The following is a 24,788-nucleotide window of genomic DNA, read 5'->3' as shown; positions in this document are numbered from 1 at the left end:
ATGCCTTTCTTGGGTCGGTATGTGCCAACGGGCGGCAGCCGCCGCGTATGTGGACACCCAGATACGTAGGGGAGCGCCGCGGGTCTGCAAGGCTGCCCGAAAATTGCTCTACCACGCCGACGAGCCAAGCGGACATGTGGACGCCTTGCGGCGGTCCCGATCGGTCTTCTGGCGACGACGGTCAAAATCACCGCTCGCGAAGCCGGCCGGCCTCGCTCGACTGGCGCCGTGAGCGAAGCGAGGGGGGACTCGTGAGGCGGACGGGGGCCCTGGGCCCCACGGTTTCCACCCGATCGGAGAGCCGTCAGCGATTCAGCAGCTTCTCGAGGTTCTGCCGCTCCCACAGCACCGCTTCGGCGTACTGATCGAACTTGGCCTCGGCCTGACGAAACGCGCGGGTGTGGTACACGCGGCGGCCGTCGACGATCGGCATGTCGTGAACCTCGTGGAGCATCTCGTGGTAGACGACCCACGCCAGATAGTGGCGGGGCACGTCGGCGGCGTCCAACACTGGGTGGATGCGGATCAGCTCGTCTTCGACGGTGTAGCTGCCAAGCTTGATCGACGCCCGGCCGCGCTTGCGGTTGGTGCGGGGGCCCCAGGTGATGCGGGCTTTGATCGCGCCGCCAAAATAGTCGGCGTTGAGGGCGTCGAAGATCTCTTGCAGGTTGTGGTAGCGCCCCTCGACGTCGACGGTGAACGGCCGCGGGCCGCCGCGCTGGCGGATCACGTCTTCGTTGGCGTCGATGAAGTTGCGCAGCTGCTCTGATGCCTCGGCGTCTTGCTGCTCGGCGTAGGCGACCACGGCCCGCAGCATGGCGGGCGGCGCGTCGATGAACATGTGGTGCAGCCGAAATGTGTAGACCCCGTGGCCGCGCTTGACCGACATCATGGTGCGCAGGTTGTCGGTGATCACCACGCGGGCCCGGCCGGCGCTGAGGTACGCGCCGAGCCGGTGCTGCAGCTCGGCACGCAGGGCCTCTTGGTGGTTGGCCGGCAGCTGCGGGTAGGGCTCGTCGGCGATCTCTAGCTCGAGCGCGGCCTCGACCTCGCTGGCGAGCTCGTGGGCGCGATCATCGTTGGCCCACGCCTGCTCATCTGGCTCGGACGCCGGGTGCGTCTGCGCAGCTTGGTGCTTGACGGCGCTCGATCGTGACATCGTTTCAGCGCTGTACAAACGGGGTTGGGGGGTGATGCGGACCGCGATGCCCTTCGAGGCGGACGCCTCGAAGGGCGCGGCGGTGGTCCGCGAGACCAGTTTTAGGGTCGGCGAGGTGGGTACCAAGGGAGTCTCCGACGCGGCTCGGCGCTGGTTGGCGACGCTGAGCCCAGGTGGCGCGATCAGTATGGGAGCGCGCTAGCGCGCGATCGAATTTCGCGGTTCCCCGGCGTGGGTCGGAGATGATCATCTCGAATTTGCGTTCAGAGGATGGGTCTGGCTGGCGACCCTCGGGTCGAGTTTGCCCGATCCAGACCACCCCACTATATCTGAACCAGACAACGTGCGGCGACGAACTATCAGGAGGCACGCGTGCGAGTGACAGTGTTGTTGTTTGCCGGGCTACGGCAGCGAATTGGCGCCGCTCAGGTCGAGCTCGAGCTCAGCGAACCCGCTACGGTCGGGCAGCTGCGCGAGCGGATCTGCGCTGCCCATCCTGAAGTTGGGGCCGAGCTGGCGCACTGCCGGGTGGCTGTGGATCACGAGTTTGTCGGTGAATCGGGGTCGATCTTGGCGGGGCAGGAGGTCGCGCTAATTCCGCCCGTCAGCGGCGGTGCGCCGGTGGATCACGCGGGGCAGCGCTCGGTTCTACGCGAGACGGCGCTGTCGCTCGCCGAGGTGGTCGCGGCGGTCGAGCATCGCAACGCGGGCGGCGTCACCACCTTCACCGGGAACGTGCGCGAGCACAGCCGCGGCAAGACCGTTCGCTGGCTCGAGTACGAGGCCTACCCCGCGATGGCGGTGGCCAAGATGGATGAGATCGCGCTGGCGGTCGAGGCCGAGATCCCGGGGGCGCGGGTGGCCTTGCAACACCGGGTGGGGCGGCTGGAGATCGGCGAGACCGCGGTGGTGATCGCCGCGAGCGCGCCCCACCGTGACGAGGCGTTCCGGGCTTGCAGGGAGGTGATCGAGCGGCTCAAGCAGGACGTGCCGATCTGGAAGAAAGAGATCGACAGCGACGGCGGGGAGTGGATCGGGCAGGGGCCCTAGGCCCGAGTCGAGCGCGCAGCGCTTGATTCGGGACTAGATCCGCCGAACCCCAACGTCATCGAGCAAATACTCGACCACCGCTTTTTGCATCTCGATGCGGTGCCGCTCTTCGAACCCCATCCAGGTCTCCACGCAGATCCCCACGCAGCCAATTGCATCGACGATCACCTCGGTCGACGAGGTCGAGACCGGGAAATACTGCGGATCCCACCGCTCTTGCGCCGACTCGAACCGCCGATTGAGCCGCTCGATCGTGCGCCCAATAATTGGCGGCATCGGCTCGACACCATAGACCAGGGTCTGGCCAAAGGTTGGGTGATCCGCAGCTTTGTCGTAGCGCTTGTGCGACTCGTGCAGGGTAGCCATGAGCGCCGGCCGCTCGTCCTCGACGAGGTCCATGAATTGCCGGGCGAGGCGTCGCTCCCAGGCTTCGGCGTTCGCGTCGCCGGGGAAGCAGCGGTTGAGGTCCAAGCCGCCCGCGGCGGCCCGCTGCCGCTCCCGGTACGCGCGGGGGTTCATGATCGGGCAGACCAGCAGCCGGCCATGCGTGGGGCGCAGGTTGGCCTCGAGCAGCTCTTGCAGCGCGTGCACGCCCGCGATCTCGTCGCCGTGGATCCCGGCTTGGATCAGCGCGGACGGGCCTGGTTGGTCACCCTCGAACACGTAGATCGGGATGCTTGGCTTGAGAAAGTGGATGCCGGGCGCGAGGGCCATGCCGGAGGATAGCGCTGCCCGATGGTCCGGCGCGAGTGGGGCCCAAAGGACCCGTGAGGGCCGGCGTACCCCGTCTCCCGGTTGGATTGCGGGGACCGCGTGGCGCGTGATACATCCACACGATGAAGCGATATCTCCCTGTTGCCATCGCCGCGTTGCTCGTCAGCCTCTCGCCGGTCACCCACGCTGGGCCCAGCAAGGACAAGTACCCCGCGCCCAAAGACGCGAAGGCCGGGGAGCACACCGGCGTGATTACATCAATGACGGTCGGCAAGGATGGCGACATTTTGGAGTTCTACGTCAAGATCTCGGGCAACGTGCGGACCGAGCGAGTCGCCGGCTGCGGGTCCATGAGCGCCGGCCAGCCATTGCTGAATTGGGCATTCCAGAACAATCGCCTGGTCCACGTGTTCGTTGACGCCAAGGGCTGCTACCAAAACGTGAGCATGTCCGCGCCCTGAGAACCAGCCGTGCCACACGCCGCCCGCCTTGGTGATCCGCACACCTGCCCGCTCGCAAGCCCCAACGCCCACGTTGGCGGGGTCATCCTCGCGGCGGGCTCAACCTCTGTCGTGATCGACAGCCGCCCAGCCGCGATGCAAGGTTCAACCTGCGCCTGCGGACCGGGGCCGGTCAACGAGGTCGCGGTGGGGTCGACCAGCGTGACGATTGATCGCAAGCCCGCCGCCCGGATCGGTGATCCAACCACCCATGGCGGGGTCATCGTTGGGGGCAGCGCGACGGTCTTGATTGGTTAGCTCTCGCTCGACGGAATGACGCCAACGGGCAGGTGTGCCGCCGCGGCCAGGCTCGAGCCAACGCTGGAGATCCACATGCGCTCGGCCAAGCTCAGCTGCCGCGAGCCACACAGGATCATGCACGCGTCCAGCTCCCGCGCGGCGCTGACCAGCCTGGGCACCGTCTGGCCTTGGGCGAGCAGCGTGTAGGCTGTGAGCCCCGCGGCGTCGCGCCACTGCACGATCTTGTCCTGGGCGTCGTCGCGTTGACGGGCGTGAAGATCGTCCCAGCTGCCCTCGGGCAGATACTGCAGGCCGATTGGATCGCCGGTGTCGATCACGTGGACCAAGCGGGCGCTGCGACCGAGTCGCCTGGCGAGACGCTCGGCGTAGCGGGCCACCTCGACGCCGCGCGCGTCGAGCTGGACCGCGCAGAGGATGGGCCCAGGTCCAACGTGGGCCAGCTCGAGATCCGGCGGGACCACGAAGGTTGGCGCCGGCAGCTTTCGCAGCAAGTTGCGCGCGACCTTGCCCAGCCGGATCAGGGCGCCGTGCTCCCCGGGCCCGCGCCGACCCAGGATGATGCCGTCCGTGATCCACAGCCCGGCGGCGGTGCTGAGCACGTCAACGACCCCGCGATCGACAGAGGGGATCGACTCGACGACGTTGACGCTGTCGAACGCCTCGCTGGCGTTGCGAACCGAGACAGCCACGCGCGCGGCCTTCAGCGCGTCGCCCACGACCTCGGCGCGCGACTTGCCACCGGGCAGGTTGAACATCCGCGCCTCGACCACGTGCAGGCCATCAATGCGCAGCTGCTCCGGTTGCTTGTCGTGGGCGCGCAGCCACTGCGCGAAGTTGATTGCCCCGTGGCTGTGGGGACGAAGGTCGAGGCCCACCACCCAGCGCATGATTTGTCGATCGTCCGGCATGCTCAGCTCATGCTTTCACTGCGGCCGAGGACCGCGCAACACCAACACCGGACACGGGGCGAGCCGAACCACGCGCTCGGCCGTAGAGCCGATCAGCCAGCGATCGAAGCCCTTGCGCGCGTGCGAGGAGATCACGATGAGCTCGATCTGCTCGAAGTCCGCGTAGCTGACGATCTCTTCGGCGGGGTTCGAGGCCACGCGTACGTGGGGATCGAACTCGGGCGCGCCGGCGTCGGCGAGCGCCTCGCGGAGCGCGGTGAAGCCCTGCGCGATCGCCCGCTCCTCGTCGAAGGGCCCACGCAACAGCCGCCCCGGCGCGGTGATCGGTGGCGGGGTGATCACGTGGATGACGGAGACCGTGCCGCCGTTGGGCTGGCCAACGTCGGCCACGAAGGTCCGCGCGACAGCCAGCGCCTTGCGAGAAGCCTCGGAGAAGTCGAAGGGGACCAGGACCTTGCGCTTTTGCAGGGTCCACGCGGCCACGGGATCGATGGTGCTTGCTTCACTCACGGTGGGACTCCCCGAACCTTAGGACATGTAGTCTGGGGGCACGACCGCGACCGGACAGGGCGCGCTGGCGCTCAGCTCGCTGCCCACGGACGTGACGAACAGGCGCTCGATCGCGTTGAGCTTGCGCGAGCCAGTGACAACCATCAGGGCGTCTTCGGCCTTGGCGAGCCGGCCGAGTTCGTCGGGCACGATGCCCTCGGTCACGACCCCGCGCAGGCCCGTGATCCCATGCTGGCTGGCCCAGCGCTCGAGGGTGCGCTCACCGCCAGCGCGCAGGTCGGCGCGGACCTGCCTGACGGAGGTGGGCGGGAGATAGCCGATGCTCCAGCCGTAGGGCATGGGCACGACGTGGGCCAAGATCAGCTCGCGGCCAAGCAGCTCGGCCATCCGCAGCGCGAAGCGGGCGGCGCCGATCGAGTCTTCGTGGGCGTCGGCCGCCAGCACGATCGGACCCTTGCCAATGTTCTGCGCGCGGGTGTCCGGCGGGACCACGATCGTTGGGGCAGGCAGCCGGCGAAGCAGGCGCCGGGCGACGCCGCCCAGACGCAACAGGCGATCTTTGCCGCGCGGCGCGAGCCGACCGATGATCAGCCCTTCGCTGTCCGTTGCGGCGCCGGCGAGCACGTCTTCGGGGCTCCCGACCTCGACCAGACGCACGTTCTCGAGGGCCGTGTCGGCGCCAACGCGCTCGAGCGTGCGGGCCAGAGCGTCCTCAGCGAGGGCGACCGCTTCTTCGTGCTTGTCGGCGCTCGCCAGCAGCCGCCGCTGGTCCGGCTCGATCACGTGGATGGGCACCAGGTCGGCCTGAATTTGGTTTGACAGCCAGACGGCAAAGACGAGCGGCCCTTCGGCGCCCTCGCGCAGATCCAGGCCAAGGGTCCATGTAGTGTTGGAAGGCATTCGGGGAGCATCCAAGCCCGTCCGGGCTGCCAGCGAAACCCATCCGCACGCGCAATTTTTTCGCAATTCCAGAAATATGTGCGCTCTAGCGACATTTATGCATAATTTGCGCGAAAGTCTCGTTCTCTTCTACCGGTTTTCGGGGCAGGGATAACAGGATGGTCGACAAAAAAACTGCGCCCGCCCGAATTCTCGTCGTCGATGATGAGAGCGCTGCACGATCCGCGCTCACCGAACTCTTGCGCGAAGAGGGATACGAGGTGGTGTCTGCTGGGGACGCCTTCAAGGCGCTCGGGAGGATCGAGGGGTGGACCCCCGAGATCGTCATCACGGACCTCAAGATGCCGGGCATGAACGGCATCGAGCTCATGGACAAAGTGCGCGAGCGGATCCCGGATGTCTCGGTCGTCGTCATGACCGCGTTCGGCACCGTAGAGAGCGCGGTCGAGGCGATCCAGCAGGGCGCCGACGACTACCTGACCAAGCCGCTGCACCTTGGACAGCTGTTGGTCGTCGTCGAGCGCGTGCTGCAGCACCGCGCCTTGCGGCTCGAGGCGGAGCGCCTGCGCAGCGAGCTCGCGCGGCGTGACGGCCTCGACGAGGAGGCCGACTACGACAACCTGATCGGTCGGTCACGAGCGTTCCGCGAGATGATGAACCTCGTCGAGCAGGTCGCCGGCTCCGACGCTTCGGTGCTGCTCATTGGTGAGAACGGGACTGGCAAAGAGAGCGTGGCCGTGACCCTCCACGAGCTCAGCAAGCGCGGCAAGGGCCCGTTCGTGCCGGTCCACTGCTCGGCGATGAGTGAAGAGACCCTCGACCGCGAGCTGTTTGGCTACGAGGCTGGCGCGTTCGCGGGCGCGGTCGAGCGCCGCGAGGGTCGGTTCGTGCAGGCGGCCGGCGGCACCTTGTTTCTCGATGAGGTCGCCGATCTGCCCATGCCCACCCAGGCCAAGATCTTGCGCGCGCTGCAAGAGGGCGCGATCGAGCGAATGGGCGGGACCGAGAGCGTTCCGATTGACGTGCGGGTGCTCGCGGCCAGCGACCGCGAGGTCCACGACGAGGTCCAAGCGGGGGCGTTTCGAGAGGATCTGTTCTACCGGCTCAACGTGATCTGCGTGCGCGTTCCAACCCTGCGCGAGCGTCGCGACGACATCCCGCTGCTGGCGACCCACTTCCTCCAGCGCCACGCCCGAACCAACGGCAAGGCGGTCACGGGCTTCGCCGAGCGGGCGCTTGGGGTGCTGCTCAACTTCGACTGGCCGGGCAACATCACCCAGCTCGAGAGCTGCATCGAGCACGCGGTCGCGCTCGCGCGCGGGGAAGAGATCGAGCCCCGCGAGCTGCCGCGCGAGCTGATGAACTCGGGGCGCTCGAGCACGGGGTTGCCGACCGTACCGGGGGCGAGCCTGCGCGAGCTCGAGCGGTATTCGATCTTGCAGACGCTCGAGCACGTTGGGGGGTCAACGTCCAAGGCGGCTCGGATCCTGGGGATCTCGCCGCGCAAGATTCAGTATCGGCTCAACGAGTATCGCGAAGAGGACAACGCGGCCGCGAAGTAGACGGCTCCCTCGAAGCATGTAGTTGGGATGGCGACGGGGTCAGCGTGGACACGCACCATGGCAAAGGTCTTGTTCTACGGGGCGCGTGTCGAGCTGCTGCCCCGCTCGCGGATCAACCCCGCTGGCGGCTACGCCTACTGCGGCTCGATCGAAGCTCGAGCTTCGCGTTCAGGCGAGCTAACAAGCGCCCGATTCTGCGACCCACAGCTCGCAGACCCACAGCTCGGCCTCGAGCTCGAGCAGCTCTTCGGGCGTGAGCGAGGCTCCGCGCGCGCGCGCCAGCTCGAGCCGCTCGAGGGTTGCGACGCGGTCCTGGACGGGCAGCGGAGCCGCAGCCACACACGCGATCAGGGCCTCGATCGCATCGCGTGGTGGGGGCGAGCTGGTCACCAGCCGGATCCGGTGGCCCACCATCGCGGCGACCATGGCCGAGATGTCTTCGTCGTTGTTGGTGTTTCGTCGATCCAGCCGCGCGAGCCAAATGTGGGCACACAGGCGCCGGTGGCCGTGGCGGATCAAGGGCACGCAGACCAGCGCGAAGCCAACGAGAGCCCCAAGCAACACGCACACGCCGGGGCCGCCGAGCGCGTCCTCGAGCAAGGAGTCGGACGCGGCGCTCACGGCTGTCAGCAGCGGGACGGCGGCCAGCAACAGCTGGCACCCGGCGATGCTGGCCAGGAACCAGGACGTGCGCTTGCAGGACAGCTGCAAATAGGTGGTGTTGAACGCCACCGAGTAGGGCGGGGCAGCCGGCGCGTCGTTGGCCGGGCAGGGCAACGCGAACTCGAAGCAGCGCGCGGCGACGCTGCGGTGGGCCAAGCCGATCACCCACGCGACGATCGGCGCGAGCGTCAGCAACGCGGCACCGACGAGGTCCCACTCGAGCCAGGGCAGCGCGAGCTGACAGTCGCCAACGCCTGGCATGCATAGCTTCAGAGGGACGCTCGTCGTGGCGAGGCCAACCCCGGTCGTGATCGCGACCCAGCCCAACACCGCGGCGAAGATCGCCCAATTGCGAAGGCCGTGGGCCTGATTGAGCTCGCCGTCCCGGGCCTGGCCGCGGCGTAGCCAACCCAGTCCAATGCTGTCGACCAGGCTGCACGCGCCAAGATCTGCGCGGTAGGGATCCGCGCTCGGCCGGCCGATGATCGTGGCCTGGATCTGCATGAGCTCCCGATGGATGCCCCGGCGCAGCTCTGGGTCGAAGCTCTGCGTCGCGTCGACCCAGGTCGCGGGCAGGCTGCGCAGGCGGGTTGAGTCGAGCCCGAGGGTTGCGAGGCGCTCGAGCTCGTCGGGGGTGAGCGCCTCGAAGCGCGCGGTGAAGTCGTAGTAGGTCACCTCGAATGGTTGGTCGTGGCCGCGCTCGAGCTGGGCGATCGCTTGCTCGATGAGCTCGACCACGCGCTCGAGCCCGGCGCTGGCCAAGCGCGGGCGCGTTCGCGGTGGAGCCGGGCTGGGCAGTGAGGCTTGGAACACGACCCACGCCAGCAGGCCGACACAGATCAGCAACATCGCGGGCAGCACCGCCCCCCCGCGACGATCGAAGGATTCAGCCAAGTGGATCGCGCTGAGGTTGATGAGCACGATGACCGCGCCGGAGCCGACCAGGCCGCTGAGCCACAGCCACCTTCGCGCCCGGGCGAGCGCCCGATGGCCGAGCGCGAGCGCGGCAGGATCTGGGGTCAGGCGCGGGCGGGTGTGGCCACGCTGGCGCGGCGGCGCTGAGGTGGGGGATGAAGGCTTGGGCTTTGAAGCCTGGCTGCGGCGCCGCTGGGCACCCGCGCGGCCAAGCAGCCCAAGCCGTGCACACAGCTCGAACACGCCGAACGCGACGATGTAGGCCACGCTGGGCAGCAGCCACGTCCGCGGGTACTGCGACGCCACGTGGTCCTCTATGCCCAGCCAGGCGAACGGGGCAGCAGCACAGGCCGCCAGCACACAGGCCAGGCCCACCCGCCATAGCCGCCACGAGCCCCGGCCCGCGCGAGGGGAGCGGGCCAGCGTGTCGACCACCGCGGCTTGGATGCGCAGCACCACCGCGAGTTGGCCGGAGCCAACGAATGCAGCCTGGTAGTCACCCGAAGGCCAGACACAGCCGAAGTCCCAGTGCTCTCGGGCGACCCCCAGCTCGATCGCCCGCCGCAGCAGCGCCATGTCGAACGAAGTCAGCGCGGCCATGAGCGTGAGGCCAAACAAGCCGACGAGCCCGATCACGCGGCGGCGACGGACTCGCTCGATTGCGACGCTTGCCGGTGCCCGAAGCCATCCGCCAGCGAGGAGCGGCGCGAGCCCGGCGATCACGGCCACCCCGATCAGGAACCGCTTGGGCGGGGTCCACAGCAGCTGATTCACGAGCTCGCCCGCAGGGTTCGAGGGCGCGAACAGCCAGCTGATCCCCAGCTTGGACAGCACCACGGCGACGGCGAGTGCGACCCAGGCGGCGATCGTCAGCTTGCGGGCGGTCGCGCGCAGTCTTGGGTCGTGGGGGACGGAGACTGCGGGCGCGACGGCTGGCACGGCCCGCACCAACGGGGTGGGGCTTCGTTCGGTCCACAAAAACACTCGATCGGCGGCGACCCATGGCTGGCGGACATCCACGAACCTGTCATGTGCTGGCCCCAACCAGCGCGGCCAACAGCTCATCTTCGAACAACGCCAAGCTGCGGCGACCGAAGTCCCGCCAGACATCCGGCTTCACGACCGGCAGCACGCGCAGCGCGTCATTGCGATCCACGATCGTGTACATCACCGAAGATCGGTTGCCCCGCAGCAGCTCGAGCAGGGTCGACATGTAGCGGGCCAGATCGTTTGGCGGGCGCGGGTTGGGGTCGCCCAGCTGCGCGTCGCGGCGGGCCTCCCACGCGAACGCGGGGCACAGCGCCTCGACCCGGGCGACGGCCTCGCGCATCGGGCCCTCGCGGCCGGCAGCGTGCTCGAGCAGCGCGAGGTTGACCCACGCGCCCAATCGCTCCGGCCTGGCCTGAACCGCGAGCTCGAGATCCGGCCGGGCCTGGTCGAGCTCGCCGCGCTTGCGCAGCAGCTCGCCGCGATAGCAGTAGGTCGCCTCGGCGTCGATGTAGAGGTAGTGAGCCTTGCCCTCTTCCCACAGCTCGAGCGCCCGCTCGTCGCGGCCAAGCAACATCGCGGCCGCGCCGGCCCCCACGTAGCCCCAGCGCGTGCGGGTCGCGTACCAGACCTGCTCGAACAGCAAGAACGCGCGCTCGTACTCGCCACGCCACATCAGCAGCTCGGCCGGGTAGGTGACGAAGAAGGGGACGGCTGGGTGCGCGGCGGCGAGCTGCTCGAACGCGGCGACGACGTCGTCGATCGGGCGGTGGCAGGCGTGCAGCTGCAGAAGCTCGGCGCGGTGGCGGGGCGACTCGATCTCGAGCCAGCGCAGCTCGCCTTCGGCGTTCGCGGTGGTCAGCCGCTTCGAGCGGTTGCCCCCCAGCCGCGCCAGCGCCCGGGTGATGCTGGCGGTTGCGATCTGGTGGTTGGCCTTGGTGTTGGCTGGGGCTTCGTCGCCAAGCAGCGCGCGGATGTTGGTGTCGACGATGAACCAGGTGTCGTGATCGATCCTGCGGTTGGGCGTGTGGTGCTCCTCGACGAGGGCGCGCAGCAGCTGCCAGGCTGGGAAGTCGCCGATCGAGACCTCGTTGACCTCGAACCGGGCGGCCGAGTAGTCACCGAGCTGATCGAGGATCTCGGCGCGCCACAGCCTGGCCTCGTCGTCGCGCGGATCGATCTCGAGCGCGCGGACCAGCAGCTCGAGCCCGGCCGGCGAGCGGCCGCCAAGGTGCAGGGCGACGCCGAGCGTGCGCAGGGCCGCGGGGTCGTTGGCGTTGGTGGCGAGCAGGTCCCGGGCCAGCGAGGCCGCGCCCTCGTGATCGCGGCGCCACAGCTTGGAGGTTGCGAGCTCCAGCGTGGCCGTGTGTCGCGTGCGTTCGTGGGCGTGGGGGTGGTCGCGGACCAGCTGCGCGAGGGTGGCCTCGGCGAGCAGGAACTCGCCTGCTTCACGCTGCATCCGGGCGGTCGCCAGCAGCTGTTCTGGGCGGCGGGCGAGCTCGAGCATGCGCGCGGCGGCGCGGCGGGTTTGATCGGGACCGTGGGCGGCGGCGGCGACGTACGCGAGCCGAAAGTGGACATCGAAGGCGCTGGCGTCCTCACCCGCGTCGCTGGCTGCCACGCTCAACAGCGGCGCCGCGAGCTGGGGTTGGCCAAGCAGCTCGAGCAGCTCGCCAGCGTGGCGGGCGTCGCTGCCGTCGCGGGTCTGGGCGGCGAGGCGCTTGGCGTTGGCGTGGGCGTTGGCGACGTCGCCACGGTAGGCCGACATGATCGCCGCGCACGCGAGCGCGCCGCGGCTGTCGTCGGCTTCAATCGTGGCGGCGTGGCGGCCCCAACATGCGAGCGCGCGCTCGAACGCTCCGCACGCAAGCAGCAAGGCCACACTGAACTGCGCGAGGGTGGACGCGCCGAGCTGCTGGCCGGCCCCGGCGAGGGCCGCTTCGATGTTCGAGAGCTGTTCTGGCTGCTCCGGCTGCTCCGGCCCGAGATGTTCGCCGCTCCGCACCCGCGCCGCGTGGCCAAGCAGCTCGTCGACGCCGCGGATCAGCGGATCCGAGCTTGGCCCGGCGGCGCCAAACACCTGCATGCCCTCGAGCCTGGTGACCCACGCCTGGGCCCCGGCCAGCCACGCGCGCGCAGACGGAGAGCGCAGCAAGCAGCGCTCGACGGCCTTGCTCAAGCGCGCGAGCGTGGCTGGATCAGGCCCGGGAAGTCCACGCACGCGCAGCGCGGAGGGCCGGCGGAGATCGATCGAGGCCTCCACGCGAAACCACCGATCACCGGGCGCCCGATACAGAAACTCGACGCCACGCGTGTTGGCGCGCAGGCTGACCGGCTGCACGCCGGACGGCCACGCCAACATCCACGCCGGGGCCGGCAGGCGCGGGCGCGGGCCCGCGTGATGGGCCGCGCTGGAAGGGTGTTGCTCGTGCTCACGCATGCGTTGCGACGGCGGGCGGCGTCGAACGCTACGCTATGCGCTGCGTGAGGGCGCATCAAGTTGGGCGCGCGAAGGTGGTGCCTGCGCGCTATGATGCGACGATGAGGTTTCGGCGCAGCGTTGTGGCCACAGGCGTTCTCTTGCTAGTTGGCGCGTGCGGGCCTGGCTCGGCGGACACCAGCAGCGGCGAGTCGACGACCAGCCCCGAGTCGAGCAGCGACGCGACCACCACGGCGACCAACCCCGAGACGAGCGACGAGACAACGGACACCCCCACCACCACCGAGGCCGACGACTGCGACACGGGCGGCCTCGACTGGTGCGACGACGGGGACTTTCAGACGGTCATCACCGACTGCGACATGTTCGCGCAAGACTGTCCAGACGGCATGAAGTGTGTGCCCTTCGCGGAGAACGGTCCGTCCTGGGACGGCACCAAGTGCGTGCCGGTCAACAGCACGGGCGCGCCCGGGGAGCCGTGCACGACCGAGGGCGTGATGCAGGCCAACGACGACTGCGACGCGACCAGCTTTTGCTTTGGCTACGACCAAGACCTCATGGGCGGCACCTGCCATCCGTTCTGCACTGGTGACATCTCCATGCCCGCGTGCATTGACGGCTGGGTGTGTGCGGTCGCGGCCCAGGGGCCCTCGCTGTGCGTACAAGCGTGCGACCCGCTGATCAACGACTGCGGGGCCGGCTCGGAGTGTGTGTGGACCGGGTCGTTGTTTGGCTGCGTCGATGAGGGCGAGTCGGTGCCGGCCGACCAAGCGTGCATGTTCGTCAACGACTGCGACGCGAGCTTGGCATGCGTGGGCGCCGACGCGGTTGCGGACTGCGCTGGCGATGGTTGCTGCACGCCCTACTGCAATCTGCTGGACGGCGACGGCCCGTGTCAGATGGTCAACCCGGCCCACGTGTGCGAGCCCTTCTTCATGGAGGCGCCGCCTGGATATGAGGATGTTGGGGTCTGCGTCGTGGGGCTCTAGACCCAAATCAAGCGCTGAATTGGAAAAGGTGAATGATTTGGGGCTAGTACGAGCCGACAGGCGAGCGTTTGGGGTGAGCGAAGGGGGCTCCGCCGCCGAAGCGAGGGGCTTTCGAAAGCCCCCTTGAAGACATAGTAGGCCCGAGTCGAGCGCGCAGCGCTTGATTCGGGTCTAGAGCGCCAATCAACAGCGAATGATCGGGCTCCCGTGGGTAGACTGAGTGGGTGAGCGAGGACAGTCAGCGGCGTGCCCGTGCCCGTGCCCGTGCCCGTGCCCGCGCTGGGTGGCCAGGGACGGTGACGACGCTCGCAAAGCAGTCGGACGCCGCGCTCGTTCGCCATGGCACCCCCGGCGAACGGGTCGCCATGGTCTGGCAGATGACCCTCGATGTATGGGCTTCCTCCGGCAAGCTCATACCCGAATACACACGCGCCAACATGCCTGGCCGCTTGCTGCGCCGAGACGACGACGAGCGCGGCTGATCGACCCCATCTCAACGACGACTCGCCCGCGCACGCCCCTACCTGAAACCGAGCAGTGTCATGGTGACCAACAGCACGACGAGCATGTTGTCCGCCGATTCCGCAGCCTCTGGGTTCCGCCTGCGTTGCCTCCACCACTCCAGAAGTCCCGCGGCGGTCACCACGACCACCATGAGCGACCAAACCCAGCCCCCATCGAGCGCTGCTAAGACGGCGATGGTGGCTCCCTCACCCGCGACGCAGACCGCGATGAATCCCGCTAGAAACCGGGACATTTGATCTTCTCCGTCGGCTCGGTTGGGGGGTGTTGCAGCACTCCGATTGTGGGTAGCGCAATCAACATGCTGGTGTTGTTGTTGCCCGAGTTGGGGCCGCGCAAGTCTGTGGCTGAATCAGCCAGATCAATCCATCACGAACGCGCCCGTTCCCTGCTCAGCAAGCCCGCAAAACTCGTGTCGTCGCTGTGGCACCGAGTTCTTGCCACGTAGCGCATCCGACGTTCAGCCCTGAGCGGCGGTCGTGCGCGACCTACCCGGCCAGGACGTCAAGACAAACTCCGCCGCACCCGCCAGCCGTCGCCTCGGCGGCATCGGCCCGCGGGTCTCGCCAGCGCCGTCGCTGTTGCATGACGGCGTGGTTTGGCGCCAAGCGAACGAGCGTTCGCGCGGTCAATCGAAGGTTTTCGGCTCGGGCGAGGGCGTCTCGCGTGGTACGATCGCGCGCATGGACCCCGCCGGCACGTCCACGATCTTGGACCCGCGACGGCGAGCGCTCGAAGGGGTGCGCACGGCAGATCGGATCCTGGGGAGCGCGCTCGGCACCTTGCAATTCGTCGGGTTCCTGGCCCTCGCGCTTGGCTACGGACTGTTCGCCCCGATCTCGACGGTGTCGTGAGCCATGGTCCGGGTGGGTGGACCGGGCGAAGGCCCAGGTCGGGGGCCCGGTCGAAGGGCTTGGCGGTGGCTGGCGGTGTGCTCCCTCGCTGTGGCGCTGGCGTGCGGACCCGCTTCGCCCAGCGGCAACGAGCAGGCCACCGCGGACCTGCGTCAAGATCGGGCCACCCCCCAAGTCATCGCGCTCGACCCCCCTGAGGACCGCGCGCGATCACCCCACACCGGCTGGACCCGCGCCCACTACGAAGCCGTGTTCGGTCGCCTGCTGCTAGGCTTTGTCGCCAATCGTTCCCCCGCGGGGGCCCGGACGCGCTACGCGGGCGGCGAGAAGCTGCCAGCCTCGATGGAAGGGGCGATCCGCATGTTGCCGGCGTTGGGCGCCTGGCTTGCGTGCGCGTGCAACCCCGATCGGGTGGTCGTGGCCGGCAACGAGCTGGACGTCGCCGCGCTCGCGCGGGACATCGTCGTCAACGGAACCGACCCGCGCAGCCCCGACTACTGGTACCCGATCGGCGAGGGCTGGACCCAGCGCAAGGTCGAGGCCGCGAGCGTGGCGGCGTTCTTGGTGCAGACCCGCGCGCGCATGTGGGATCGCTGGGGTCCGTTCGAGCGGGCGCGTGTCATGGCGTGGCTGCGCGCCGCAGAAGTGCCGCTCGCGGCCAACTGGCTGGGCTTTCAGATCGCCCGCAACACCGCGAGGATCGCGTTTGAACAGCCGGTTCCACGCGGCGCGCTCGAGCGGCAGCTCGACCTGCTCGAGCGCGACTACGTCGGCGACGGGTTCTACAGCGACGGCGCCCCGCACCGCTTCGATTGGTACAACGCGTTCGTCATCCACCCCGAGCTCACGTTCTGGCGCACGGCGATCGAGCACGAGGGCGCGCCCGAGCAGGCGCGGGCGCAGCGGGTCGCCGCGCGGACCCAGGCGTTCTTGGCCCAGCTCCCGTACTTGTTCGACAGTCAGGGGCGCGTACCGCCTATCGGTCGCTCGCTGGCGTATCGCAGCGCCGTGCTGGCTGCCCTGCACAGCTCGGTGGTCGCCGGTGATGACTTCGTCGAGCCTGGGCTCGCGCGGCGGATGAGCTCGGGCAACCTGCGCTTTCACGTGGACGCGGGCATGTTCGACGCCAACGAGGTCCTGACCCGCGGCCACCATGGCGAACAGCCGCGGGTGCTCGAGAACTACGTGCGCCCCGGCTCGCAGTACTTCATGACCCGGGCGCTCGCGGTCTTGGCCCTGCCGCCAGACCACGAATTTTGGACCGCGCCCGAGCAGCCGCTGCCGGCCGACCTTGGCGACTTTGTCCACGCGATCCCGGCGATCGGGTGGATGGTCGAGCACGACCGCGACGGCGCAGGGCTGGTGCTCCACAACGTTGGCTCGAGCACGCGCAAGGCCAGCTACCACGATCGCTACAAGAAGCTCAGCTATGCGGCGACGACTTGGTTTGCGAGCGAGACCGAGGGGGCGCGGCCCTACGACGCGACGATCGTCACCGCGCTGGATCAGCGGTTCGAGATGCGGCGTTCGGGCGCCTACGCGTTCGAGGTGGCGCCCGGGTTTGCGTGGTCCCGGTACGCGGTTCCCCCGGAGCAATCCAGCGAGCAGCGGGCGAAGTTGCCAGCAGACTGGATCTCGAGCGCGATGCTCTCGTCGTCCGTGTCGCTCGATCCCGCCGACGTCAGCCCAGGCCCAAGCCCGAGCGTGCGGGTGAGCTGCGTGTACCCGGGCCTCGACGCGGCCGCGCGCCCCTACGAGGGCAGCTTGGCGCTGCGCGAACACGCTGTAATCGAGCGCGGCCAGACCGATACGAGCGCGCCGTGGTGGTATGTGCAGACCACTGGTGAGGACGCTGGGGCGGTGCTGCTCGCGGGTCTGGAAGGCTGGACGCGCGCGGGCCCGCGGCTGGACTTCGCTGGGCCAGCCCGGCACGTGCTTGGCGGTGAGGCCGTGTGGATCGGGCTGGGCGTCGAGCAGCCGCACACCGGGTCGCGCTGCTTCGCGAGCTTGCAGCAAGTGTCCACCCAGCCGTTTGATCCCGCGCCCGTGCTGGCGGCCGCGCCCACGGTCGAGTTCGAAGCCACCCGGGCGACGGTCAGCTGGGCCAACGGTGCGCTGGCGTGGGTCGACCTTGCGCGCGTGCTCGACGAGCGCAGCTTGGAGCTCGGGCCCGTTGAGCTGACGGGCCCGCTGCGGATGGCGAGCAGCTCGGAGCGCGACGGGGTCCGCACGATCGTGGCCCACAGCCTGCGGACCCTCGCAGACGAACGCGGTCCGCTGCTGCAGGCCACCAACGGCCCCGTGACCCTCGCGTGTCAGATCCAGCCCCAGCGGCTTCGCTGCGAGATCGACGGGCCCGTGTCGGTTCAGCTGGGTCCGGCTGCCGGTCCGGCCACGCTGCGCTGGTGGCCCTCGGGCTGGACGGGCGCTCCGTCAAACAGCGACGCGCAGACCGTCACGGCCGAAGCCACCGGTTGGCTCCCCCTGGATCCGCCGCCGCACGAAGCCACCACGGTGATGTTCGAGCTGACGGTCGGGTAGACTCCGGTCCATGCAAAAGTACGCGCTCGCGCTGACCATGGCTCTGACCTTCGCGTTCACGGCCGTCGCCTGTGACAAGAAAGAAGAGAAGAAGGACGACGAGAAGGCTGACAAGGCCGACGACAAGAAAGACGGCGACGACAAGGCCGAAGAGAAGAAGGCCGACGACAAGGAAGACGGCGGCTGGTAGTCACGCCTCAGCGAGCGATCGTCGCCGCCTGGATGGCGGCGGCGCTGCTTGGCTGTCGTGAGCCCGAGCCGGTCGTCGCCGAGGTCGCCCAGGAACCCGAAGCAGATCCACACGCCGAGGCGCGGGCTCGCTTGCTCGCGCTCGAGGATGCGCAGCGCGGGCAGCTCGACTTCGCGGCGATCCCCGCTTCGGACCAGCGTCTGGGCGCGAACCCCTACCGCGTGCTCGCCCTGGATGATCGCCGGTTCGCGGGCTTGCTGCGCGGGGCCGATCAGCTGGTGGTGTTCGATGAGCACGGCGCGGTGGTGCACACGGCCGCGACGCCGCACGACCCCACCGACCTGGCCACGCGGGGCCGCGAGCTGTTGGTGGTGGGAACCGGTGAGGCTCGAGTGGCGCGCTACGACGCGACGACGCTCGAGCGACTGGGGGACATCGCGCTGCCCGGAGGCTTGGCGCCGCGGGCGATCGCGGCCACACCGAAGGCAGCCTGGGTCGCCGACGAAGGCCACGGCCAGCTCCACCGCTTGGAGCCCGGCGACGACGGCGAGCTCGAGGTGGTCGCGCGGCAGCCCTACTGCCGGGGACCGATCGCGCTGCATGCAGAGCCCGATCTGTTGGTTGGCAATTGCCTGCTCGAGCATCGGATCCGCGTGGATCGGATCATGGATGGCCAGCTGCACGCGCTTCCGGGCCCGCAGCACGACGGGCCGATCTGGTCGTTCGAGCTGGGGCCTGCGGATCCGGTGGGGGATCGCTTGCTGGCGCTCACTGGCGTCGAAGATCACCCACTCGAGCGCCGCGACGGGGGCTTTGGCTACATCGACTCGTTCGTGTTCGTGTATGCGCTGCGCGAGTCTGGGGTCGAGCGGCTGACCAGCGTCAACGTCTCGGAGCTCGGGGTCGTCACGCCCAAGTGGTCGCGGTGGCGGATCAACGCCAGCGATCCCACGCCCACGCCCGCGCTGCAGCTGGCCGGCTACGCGACGCCCGATCTGCTGACGCTGCGCTGGGCGCAGGGGTTCGAGGCGGCCCCAGAGGTCGAGCGCTGGCCGGGCCTGCCGGGGACCACCGACGTCGCGCGACTTGGCGCCGAGGCGCTGTGGGCTGCCGATCCGCTCCTGGATCGCTGGCTGCACATCACCGCGGACGCCGTGACCTCCAAGCCCGCGCCGCCCGATGATCGCAGCTTCGAGGAGCGACTTGGCGAAGCGCTGGTGTTCACCACCGCGATGGCGCCGTGGAACGACGCGACCGGCAAGCGCAGCCGCTTCACCTGCGAGACCTGCCACTTCGAGGGCCGCGGTGACGGCCGCGTCCACTTCACCGGTCGAGAGTTCGAGGGCCGCCCGATCCACGCCAGCAGCAAGCCGCTGATCGGTCTGGTCCCCAACCGCCCGCACTTTAGCCGCGCGCTGGACCGGACCACGACCAAGATGATCGACAACGAGTTTGGCGTGGCCAACCGCCACAGCGCCCGCGCGCCCTGGTTTGCGCTGGATGTCGACGCGCTCGGGTGGCTGGCCGAGCTCCCGGGCTGGCCTGCGGGCGGCGTCGATGGCGAGACGCTGCGGCGGGCGTTGCTGCGGTTCTTGATCCGGTGGTCGATGCCAAGCAACCCCGCGACGCGAGGGCGCGCGCAGTTTGATCCGCTCGAGGCTCGCGGCGCGCAATTGTTCGCGAGCACCTGCGAGGGTTGCCATCAAGCCCGGCTGGTCGCCGATGATCCAAGCACCCGCGTCGCGCTGGGGCCCGGCGGTGATCTCGAGCCGTGGCGGCGGCTGATCTTCAGCGACAACGCGCCGCTGGTCTGGGCCAGCAACGCCTACGCGAAGACCGGCATCGTCCCGTGGGTCCACCCCGAAGGTGCGCGCGTGGCTGCGCTGCGGCGGCTGTACTTGAAGTGGCCGTACTTCACCAACGGCGGCGCCGACAGCCTCGAAGCCGTGCTCGAGGGCGTGCGCCTGCGCGAGGATCTCGAGCGTTCGTGTGATCACGAGCTTGGCCCAGCAACCGGCGATTCGCGGGGACTGAGCGACGACCAGCGCGCGGCGTTGCTCGCGTTCTTGCGCCTGCTCTGATCGTGCTCCGATCGCTCGCGTGGCGACCCAGCCGAAACCGCTGCAAAAAATCGCGGTGATCTTTGTCATCCGCGCGCAAGTCCGCGGGCCATGGATTCGCGCGTGCCAGCGGTCGTTTCGCGCAGCGGCCCCGAGTATGCTCGGCGCGCAGGCGCGAGCCCATGACGTTGACGACGATGCCGAATGCTGCGGCGCCCCTGTCGGGTGCTCCGGCATCATCCACGGATGACGAGTCCACCTTCACGCGCCGGCCGAGCGAGCGCGGCGGAGTGACGCGGGGCAGCGAGCAGCCAGAGGGTGGTTGGGCCGGTGACATCGAGGGCCAGCGGCTGTTCGAGTTGGTTCGTTCACGCATGTTCGCGGGCCGCGGGGCCCTGCGCGTGGGCCGTTATCGGATCGTTCGGCGGCTCGGCGCGGGGGCGATGGGCGAGGTTCAGCTCGCAATTGACGAGCAGCTCGATCGCGCGGTCGCGGTCAAATTTGTCCACGCCCATCTCGCCAACCAGCGCTTCACCGAACGTCTGCGGGTAGAGGCGCGGGCCCTCGCTCGTCTCGCGCACCCCAACGTCGTGCACGTCTACGAGGTGGGGGAGCAGCACGGCCGCGTGTTCTTGGCCATGGAGTACGTCAACGGCGGCAGCCTGCGCGATTGGATCGCCCACGCGCCCGGCTGGGAGCCCGTGCTCAGGGCCTACCTCGACGCCGCGCGCGGGCTGGCGGCCGCCCACTCGGCTGGGGTCGTGCACCGTGACTTCAAGCCCGACAACGTGCTGCGCAGCGCGGAAGGCCGGGTCGCGGTCGCGGACTTTGGACTCGCGGCGCTCGATCGTCAGTCCTCCACCTCCGAAGATCTCGAACAGACCTGGGATCTGGATCGCTCGCAGTCCATCACCGATGACGCTCGGCGTTCGCTCGTCAGCCGCAGCGGCGAGGTCAAGGGTACGCCGGCCTACATGCCTCCAGAGCAGTTTCAGGGCTGGTCGGATGCTCGCGCGGATCAGTTCGCGCTGTGCGTGTCGCTCTACGAGGGGCTGTGGGGGCGGCGGCCGTTTGCGCGGCGCACCCTCAACGAGATGCTCAGTGGCGACGTGGACTGGCGACCGCTGACACCACCTACCAAGCAGCGCGGTCGGGGTTGGGTCCCCAACTGGATCTGGCCGCTGATCCGTCGGGGTCTCGCGGAACAGCCCGATGACCGGTGGGAGACCCTCGACGATCTGGTCGCCGCGTTCGAGCATGGGCTGGGTCGGCGGCGGCGTCGGTCTTGGCTGCTCGGTTCAGCCGTGGTCGCGGTGGGCGTCGGGCTGTTCAGCGGCGCGAGCGTGGCCTGGTGGGGGGACGACGCGAGCGTCGAAGACTGCGCGGGGGTAGCGAGCGAGCTCGGGCTCACGTGGGATCGAAGTCAGCGCGCGCAGCTTGGTCAGGTGTTGGCCGACGCGGCGGCAGCACCCAACGCGACCTGGCTCGTCGACAGCGAGGCCGCGATCGTGGCGAGCCTCGATCGCTGGCGCGCGCGCTGGATCGACAGCCGCGCCCAGCTGTGTCGCGGGCGCGCTGGCGGTGATCCGATCGTGCTCGATCGCCTCGGCGCCTGCCTCGAGCGCCAACGCCGATCGACCCAACACCTGGTCGAGCTCATGCTCGCTGGCGATCTCCAGACGCTGCGCGAGGCCCCGCGGGCGGTGCTGCGGCTAGACGATCCACGCGCCTGCGCGCGCGAGGCAAGCCAGGGAGGCCCGCCCGATCCCCCAAGGGCGCTCGCTGCCGCGGTCGAGCGGGCTCGCGACGAGCTCGCGGGCATCGAGGCCGAGCTGCTGATCGCTCACCATGAAACGGCGCTGGCAAGGCTCGAGCAGCTCACCGCGCAAGTGGGTGAGCTCGACTATCCGCCGTTGACCGCCGAGCTCGCGCACGCCCGAGGTCGGGCGTTGCTCGATGGCGGCCACGCGGCCGCGGGGCTCGAGGCCCTCGAGCAAGCCGCCGATCTCGCCGAGGTCGCCCACCACGATCGTGTGGTCGCGGACAGCTGGCGGCGGATGGCAAGCTTCTCCGCGACCCAACAGACGGACGTAGAGGCGGGACGTCGGTGGCTGCGGCGCGCCGACGCGGCGGCCCGGCGTGTCGGCGCCGATCACCTCGAGCCGCATGCCATGGCCCGGCTCGACTATGTCCGCGGCAACCTCGAGCTGCTCGACAAGCAATTCGTGGCCGCGTTCAACCTGCTCGAGCCGCTGGTGGCGGTGTTCGAGGGCGACCCAGACCACCAAGACCTGCTGTTCGCCGCCCACACCAGCACTTCGCTGGGCGTGGTCGTGCTCAACCAAGGTGACCGTGATCGCGCGCTCGAGCTGTTCGCCCACGCGCTCGACTTGCTCGAGCGCGTCCACGGTCCACGTCACCCCGACGTCGCGCTCGCGGCCTACAACCTGGGGCAGCTCGCGCTCGAGGCCGGGGACGCCGAGCTCGCTCAAACCATGCTCGAGCGCGCCGTGCAGATCTGGGCGCACGCCAAAGAGCTCGAGCTGCGCAACACCGGGCGCGCGCAGCTGGTGCTGGGTCAGCTCGCGCTCGCTCGAGGTCTCAGCGACGCGGCGCTCGGGCATGGGCGCGCGGCTGCGGCTGCGTTCGAGCGTGTGTCGCAGACATCCATTGAACAGGCCGAGGCTGCTTCTCTGGTCGCGGCAGCCCACTACTTCTTGGCGGAGCCCGAGCCGGCGATCCTCGCCTACCGGCGGGCGGTCCAGGGGTATGCGGACGCCTACGGGGCCGACGATGTCTACGTCGCGTACTTCCGCGCGGGCCTGGGTTGGGCGCTGCTCGCCACGGGTAAGATCGACGACGCGCGGGTCGAGTTCGAGTCGGCGCTCGCGGTGATCGAGGCCAAGGGCGGCGGCGACGAGCAAGCCGTGGACGCCAGGTTTGGGCTGATCAGCGTCGATGTCGCCTCGGGCCAGCTCGAGTCGGCCCGGGCGGGGCTCGCACGCTTCGACGGGCAGGAGCTCGCGGGCATGGAGCGGATGGAGCTCGAGTTGTTTCGCGGTGTGCTCGCGTTGCGTGGGGCGCCCGCGGATCGTGCAGCCGGAGCAGCGGCGCTCGCGTCGGCGCGTGCTCACGCAAAGACGGTGGCCATGGGTGAGGCGACGCTGGCGATCTTGCTCGACAGCGTCAGCGCGACTGGCGACGAGCGCCGGTTGGCGGGCGAGTGAGGCCAAGCCATGAGATGACCTGTCACCAGTCCAGCTACACCATCTCCGTCGGGGGCCCTGTGGATCCACAGAGCCTGAGCTTCGAGACCCACTCGACGATCACGGTCACCTTCGTCAACCCCGGCCACAGCATCTTGGGGGTCCTCTACACCCCGGCTTCCACGCCGCCCACCGCGTATCCGTTGCCAACGACCACGAGCAACTCGATCACCTTCAGCGACCCCAACGGCGCGACGATCGACTTCAGCGTCGATGTTCGCGACAGCTCGCCCGGCGAGGCCGTGGTCGGCACGATGGGACCCACGACCACAATCATCTTCAAACCGCGCACGACCTGTCCGTCCTGAGCAGGTCGAACCACCTGACGCGAGGGCAGGGTGCGACGCAGTCTCCGCTCGATTATGATTGGCACGGCGAGCGGTGCTCGCGGTGTCGATCATCATGACCGAGTCCTCGAACCACCCAGCCACCCCGACCAGCGACGCCGAGCTACTCGTTGCGTGGCGGGCCGGCGATGCTGAGGCGGGAGAGCTTCTCTTCGTCCGGCACTATCCGCCAGTCGCTCGCTTCTTTCGCAACAAGGTTGGGGCGGACCAGGTCGCTGACCTGATCCAAGAGACCTTCACCGCGACCCTCGAAGGTCGGGACAGGATCGCGGACGGCAGCCGGTTTCGCGGCTACTTGCTGTGCATCGCGTATCGCGTGTTTTGTGCGCACTTGCGAAAGACCTACCGCAAGCCGGGAGAGGTCGAGCTCGACGAGGTCGCGATCGAAGCCGTCGACCCCAGCCCGACCTCGGTGATCGTTCACGCGCAAGAGCAGCGACTCTTGCTCGAAGGGCTGCGGGCGATCCCGATCAACTACCAGGTCGTGCTCGAGCTGCACTACTGGGAGGAGCTGAGCACAGAGGAGATCGCGCGGGTGCTTGGCATGCCATCGGGCACGATCCGCAGCCGACTGATCCGGGCTCGTGACGCGCTCGAGGCCGCGATGGCAGGCATCGCGCGCTCGGCCGAGGTGCTCGACAGCACGCTCACGCGCCTCGACGACTGGGCCGCCGGGTGCGGCCCCCGGCTCGCGCCCCAGCGCCCTTCCTAGTAGGCCCAAATCAAGCGCTGAATTGGAAAAGGTGAGTGATTTGGGGCTAGTACGAGCCGACAGGCGAGCGTTTGGGGTGAGCGAAGGGGGCTCCGCCGCCGAAGCGAGGGGCTTTCGAAAGCCCCCTTGAAGACATAGTAGGCCCGAGTCGAGCGCGCAGCGCTTGATTCGGGACTAGGCGGGCGAGGAGCCCTCGCCCGAGCTGAAGACACCCTGGATCAGTCGGTGACGGTGACGCGGATCATCTGCACGGGCGTGCGCGGGCGATCGTTGCCGTCGGTCGGGGTCTGCTCGATCGCGTGGACGACGTCCATGCCCTCGGTCACGCGGCCAAACACGGGGTGCTTCGACTGCCCTGCGCTGAACCAGTCGAGGTAGGCGTTGTGCACCGTGTTGACGAAGAACTGGCAGCTGCCGCTGTTCGGGCGGCCGGTGTTGGCCATGGACAGGGTGCCGGGCTCGTTCGAGAGCTTCGCGTTCGCGGGGTGCTCGTCCTGGATCGTGCCATCGGGGCCGTCCCCGGTGCCGGCCCGGCGGCTGTTGGGGTCGCGGCTGTGCGGGCAGCCGAACTGCAGCATGAATTTGTTGATCACGCGGTGAAAGTGCAGGCCGTCATAAAAGCCGCTCTTGGCCAGCTTCACGAAGTTGCCAGCGGTGATCGGCATCAGGTCGGTGTAGAGCTCGATCTTGAAGGTGCCGAGCGAGGTCTCGAGGGTGGCGGTCGGGTTGGCCATGGGC

22 protein-coding genes are annotated in these 24,788 nt (G+C 68.9%); 13 read left to right on the top strand and 9 right to left on the bottom strand.

Translation table 11 applies throughout. The features are described 5' to 3' along the window. Positions 1-304: 304 nt before the first annotated feature. The gene (locus DB30_RS05950) at positions 305-1,159 is read right to left on the bottom strand and encodes a SprT-like domain-containing protein (RefSeq protein WP_146658118.1); all 855 of its coding nucleotides are present in this window, start codon (positions 1,157-1,159) and stop codon (positions 305-307) included. Between the two features lie 372 nt (positions 1,160-1,531). Here DB30_RS05950 and moaD point away from each other — a divergent pair, with 372 nt between their 5' ends. Then, the gene (gene moaD / locus DB30_RS05945) at positions 1,532-2,209 is read left to right on the top strand and encodes a molybdopterin converting factor subunit 1 (protein WP_052547000.1); all 678 of its coding nucleotides are present in this window, start codon (positions 1,532-1,534) and stop codon (positions 2,207-2,209) included. A gap of 33 nt (positions 2,210-2,242) precedes the next feature. Here moaD and DB30_RS05940 read toward each other — a convergent pair whose 3' ends face one another. Next, positions 2,243-2,923 (bottom strand): M14 family metallopeptidase, encoded by a 681-nt coding sequence (locus tag DB30_RS05940; RefSeq protein ID WP_052546999.1) that lies wholly within the window; start codon positions 2,921-2,923, stop codon positions 2,243-2,245. 122 nt (positions 2,924-3,045) lie between these two features. Here DB30_RS05940 and DB30_RS05935 point away from each other — a divergent pair, with 122 nt between their 5' ends. Then, complete coding sequence (locus tag DB30_RS05935; RefSeq protein ID WP_052546998.1) at positions 3,046-3,384, top strand: hypothetical protein; 339 nt, start codon at positions 3,046-3,048, stop codon at positions 3,382-3,384. 9 nt (positions 3,385-3,393) lie between these two features. Then, a complete protein-coding gene (locus DB30_RS05930) occupies positions 3,394-3,681 on the top strand; it encodes a PAAR domain-containing protein (protein ID WP_052546997.1) in 288 nt (95 codons plus the stop codon). On the opposite strand, the gene DB30_RS05925 is transcribed toward DB30_RS05930, so the two are convergent. The 3 genes from DB30_RS05925 to DB30_RS05915 are packed head-to-tail and all read right to left on the bottom strand — an operon-like array spanning position 3,678 to position 6,002. Beyond that, positions 3,678-4,592, bottom strand: a complete 915-nt coding sequence (locus tag DB30_RS05925) for a universal stress protein (protein WP_052546996.1) — start codon at positions 4,590-4,592, stop codon at positions 3,678-3,680. The genes DB30_RS05930 and DB30_RS05925 overlap by 4 nt on opposite strands. 15 nt (positions 4,593-4,607) lie before the next feature. Then, the gene (locus DB30_RS05920; protein WP_205632917.1) at positions 4,608-5,102 is read right to left on the bottom strand and encodes a universal stress protein; all 495 of its coding nucleotides are present in this window, start codon (positions 5,100-5,102) and stop codon (positions 4,608-4,610) included. Between the two features lie 18 nt (positions 5,103-5,120). Continuing rightward, on the bottom strand, positions 5,121-6,002 hold the full coding sequence (locus DB30_RS05915) for a universal stress protein (RefSeq protein ID WP_052546994.1): 882 nt from the start codon (positions 6,000-6,002) through the stop codon (positions 5,121-5,123). Between the two features lie 158 nt (positions 6,003-6,160). Here DB30_RS05915 and DB30_RS05910 point away from each other — a divergent pair, with 158 nt between their 5' ends. Beyond that, complete coding sequence (locus tag DB30_RS05910; RefSeq protein WP_052546993.1) at positions 6,161-7,564, top strand: sigma-54-dependent transcriptional regulator; 1,404 nt, start codon at positions 6,161-6,163, stop codon at positions 7,562-7,564. A 177-nt stretch (positions 7,565-7,741) separates the two neighbouring features. Here DB30_RS05910 and DB30_RS05905 read toward each other — a convergent pair whose 3' ends face one another. Together DB30_RS05905 and DB30_RS05900 are read right to left on the bottom strand one after the other, a co-directional pair. Beyond that, positions 7,742-10,081, bottom strand: a complete 2,340-nt coding sequence (locus DB30_RS05905; protein WP_146658117.1) for a hypothetical protein — start codon at positions 10,079-10,081, stop codon at positions 7,742-7,744. 88 nt (positions 10,082-10,169) lie between these two features. Then, positions 10,170-12,569, bottom strand: coding sequence for a tetratricopeptide repeat protein (locus DB30_RS05900; RefSeq protein WP_052546991.1), 2,400 nt, complete (start codon positions 12,567-12,569; stop codon positions 10,170-10,172). Between the two features lie 101 nt (positions 12,570-12,670). Between DB30_RS05900 and DB30_RS05895 the strand changes: the two genes are divergently transcribed. Then, entirely contained in the window at positions 12,671-13,558 is an 888-nt protein-coding gene (locus tag DB30_RS05895; protein ID WP_146658116.1) for a hypothetical protein, read from the top strand. A gap of 296 nt (positions 13,559-13,854) precedes the next feature. After that, positions 13,855-14,040 (top strand): hypothetical protein, encoded by a 186-nt coding sequence (locus tag DB30_RS05890; protein WP_052546989.1) that lies wholly within the window; start codon positions 13,855-13,857, stop codon positions 14,038-14,040. A 38-nt stretch (positions 14,041-14,078) separates the two neighbouring features. Here the strand turns inward: DB30_RS05890 and DB30_RS05885 are convergent, their stop codons facing one another. Further along, on the bottom strand, positions 14,079-14,315 hold the full coding sequence (locus tag DB30_RS05885; RefSeq protein WP_052546988.1) for a hypothetical protein: 237 nt from the start codon (positions 14,313-14,315) through the stop codon (positions 14,079-14,081). A gap of 448 nt (positions 14,316-14,763) precedes the next feature. Here DB30_RS05885 and DB30_RS05880 point away from each other — a divergent pair, with 448 nt between their 5' ends. The 7 genes from DB30_RS05880 to DB30_RS05850 all read left to right on the top strand — a co-directional run bounded on the left by DB30_RS05880 (position 14,764) and on the right by DB30_RS05850 (position 24,050). Then, positions 14,764-14,934 carry a hypothetical protein gene (locus tag DB30_RS05880; RefSeq protein ID WP_153258241.1) on the top strand — a complete coding sequence of 57 codons (171 nt, stop codon included), beginning with the start codon at positions 14,764-14,766 and terminating at the stop codon, positions 14,932-14,934. Positions 14,935-15,009: 75 nt separating this feature from the next. Then, positions 15,010-17,475 (top strand): DUF2264 domain-containing protein, encoded by a 2,466-nt coding sequence (locus DB30_RS05875; protein ID WP_165703641.1) that lies wholly within the window; start codon positions 15,010-15,012, stop codon positions 17,473-17,475. Between the two features lie 10 nt (positions 17,476-17,485). Further along, a complete protein-coding gene (locus tag DB30_RS05870; RefSeq protein ID WP_052546985.1) occupies positions 17,486-17,665 on the top strand; it encodes a hypothetical protein in 180 nt (59 codons plus the stop codon). Between the two features lie 32 nt (positions 17,666-17,697). Continuing rightward, complete coding sequence (locus DB30_RS05865; protein ID WP_052546984.1) at positions 17,698-19,746, top strand: YncE family protein; 2,049 nt, start codon at positions 17,698-17,700, stop codon at positions 19,744-19,746. Positions 19,747-19,907: 161 nt separating this feature from the next. After that, entirely contained in the window at positions 19,908-22,952 is a 3,045-nt protein-coding gene (locus tag DB30_RS05860) for a serine/threonine-protein kinase (protein ID WP_146658114.1), read from the top strand. A 14-nt stretch (positions 22,953-22,966) separates the two neighbouring features. After that, positions 22,967-23,299 carry a hypothetical protein gene (locus DB30_RS05855; RefSeq protein WP_052546982.1) on the top strand — a complete coding sequence of 111 codons (333 nt, stop codon included), beginning with the start codon at positions 22,967-22,969 and terminating at the stop codon, positions 23,297-23,299. 94 nt (positions 23,300-23,393) lie between these two features. Further along, on the top strand, positions 23,394-24,050 hold the full coding sequence (locus DB30_RS05850) for an RNA polymerase sigma factor (protein WP_052547104.1): 657 nt from the start codon (positions 23,394-23,396) through the stop codon (positions 24,048-24,050). A gap of 218 nt (positions 24,051-24,268) precedes the next feature. Here the strand turns inward: DB30_RS05850 and DB30_RS05845 are convergent, their stop codons facing one another. Beyond that, a complete protein-coding gene (locus tag DB30_RS05845; protein ID WP_052546981.1) occupies positions 24,269-24,784 on the bottom strand; it encodes a peptidylprolyl isomerase in 516 nt (171 codons plus the stop codon). Between the last annotated feature and the right edge of the window lie 4 nt (positions 24,785-24,788).

The organism is Enhygromyxa salina, from assembly GCF_000737335.2.
Classification (GTDB): domain Bacteria; phylum Myxococcota_A; class Polyangia; order Nannocystales; family Nannocystaceae; genus Plesiocystis; species Plesiocystis salina_C.
Note: the sequence above shows the minus strand (reverse complement) of the source record. Positions and strands in the feature narration are given on the sequence as shown.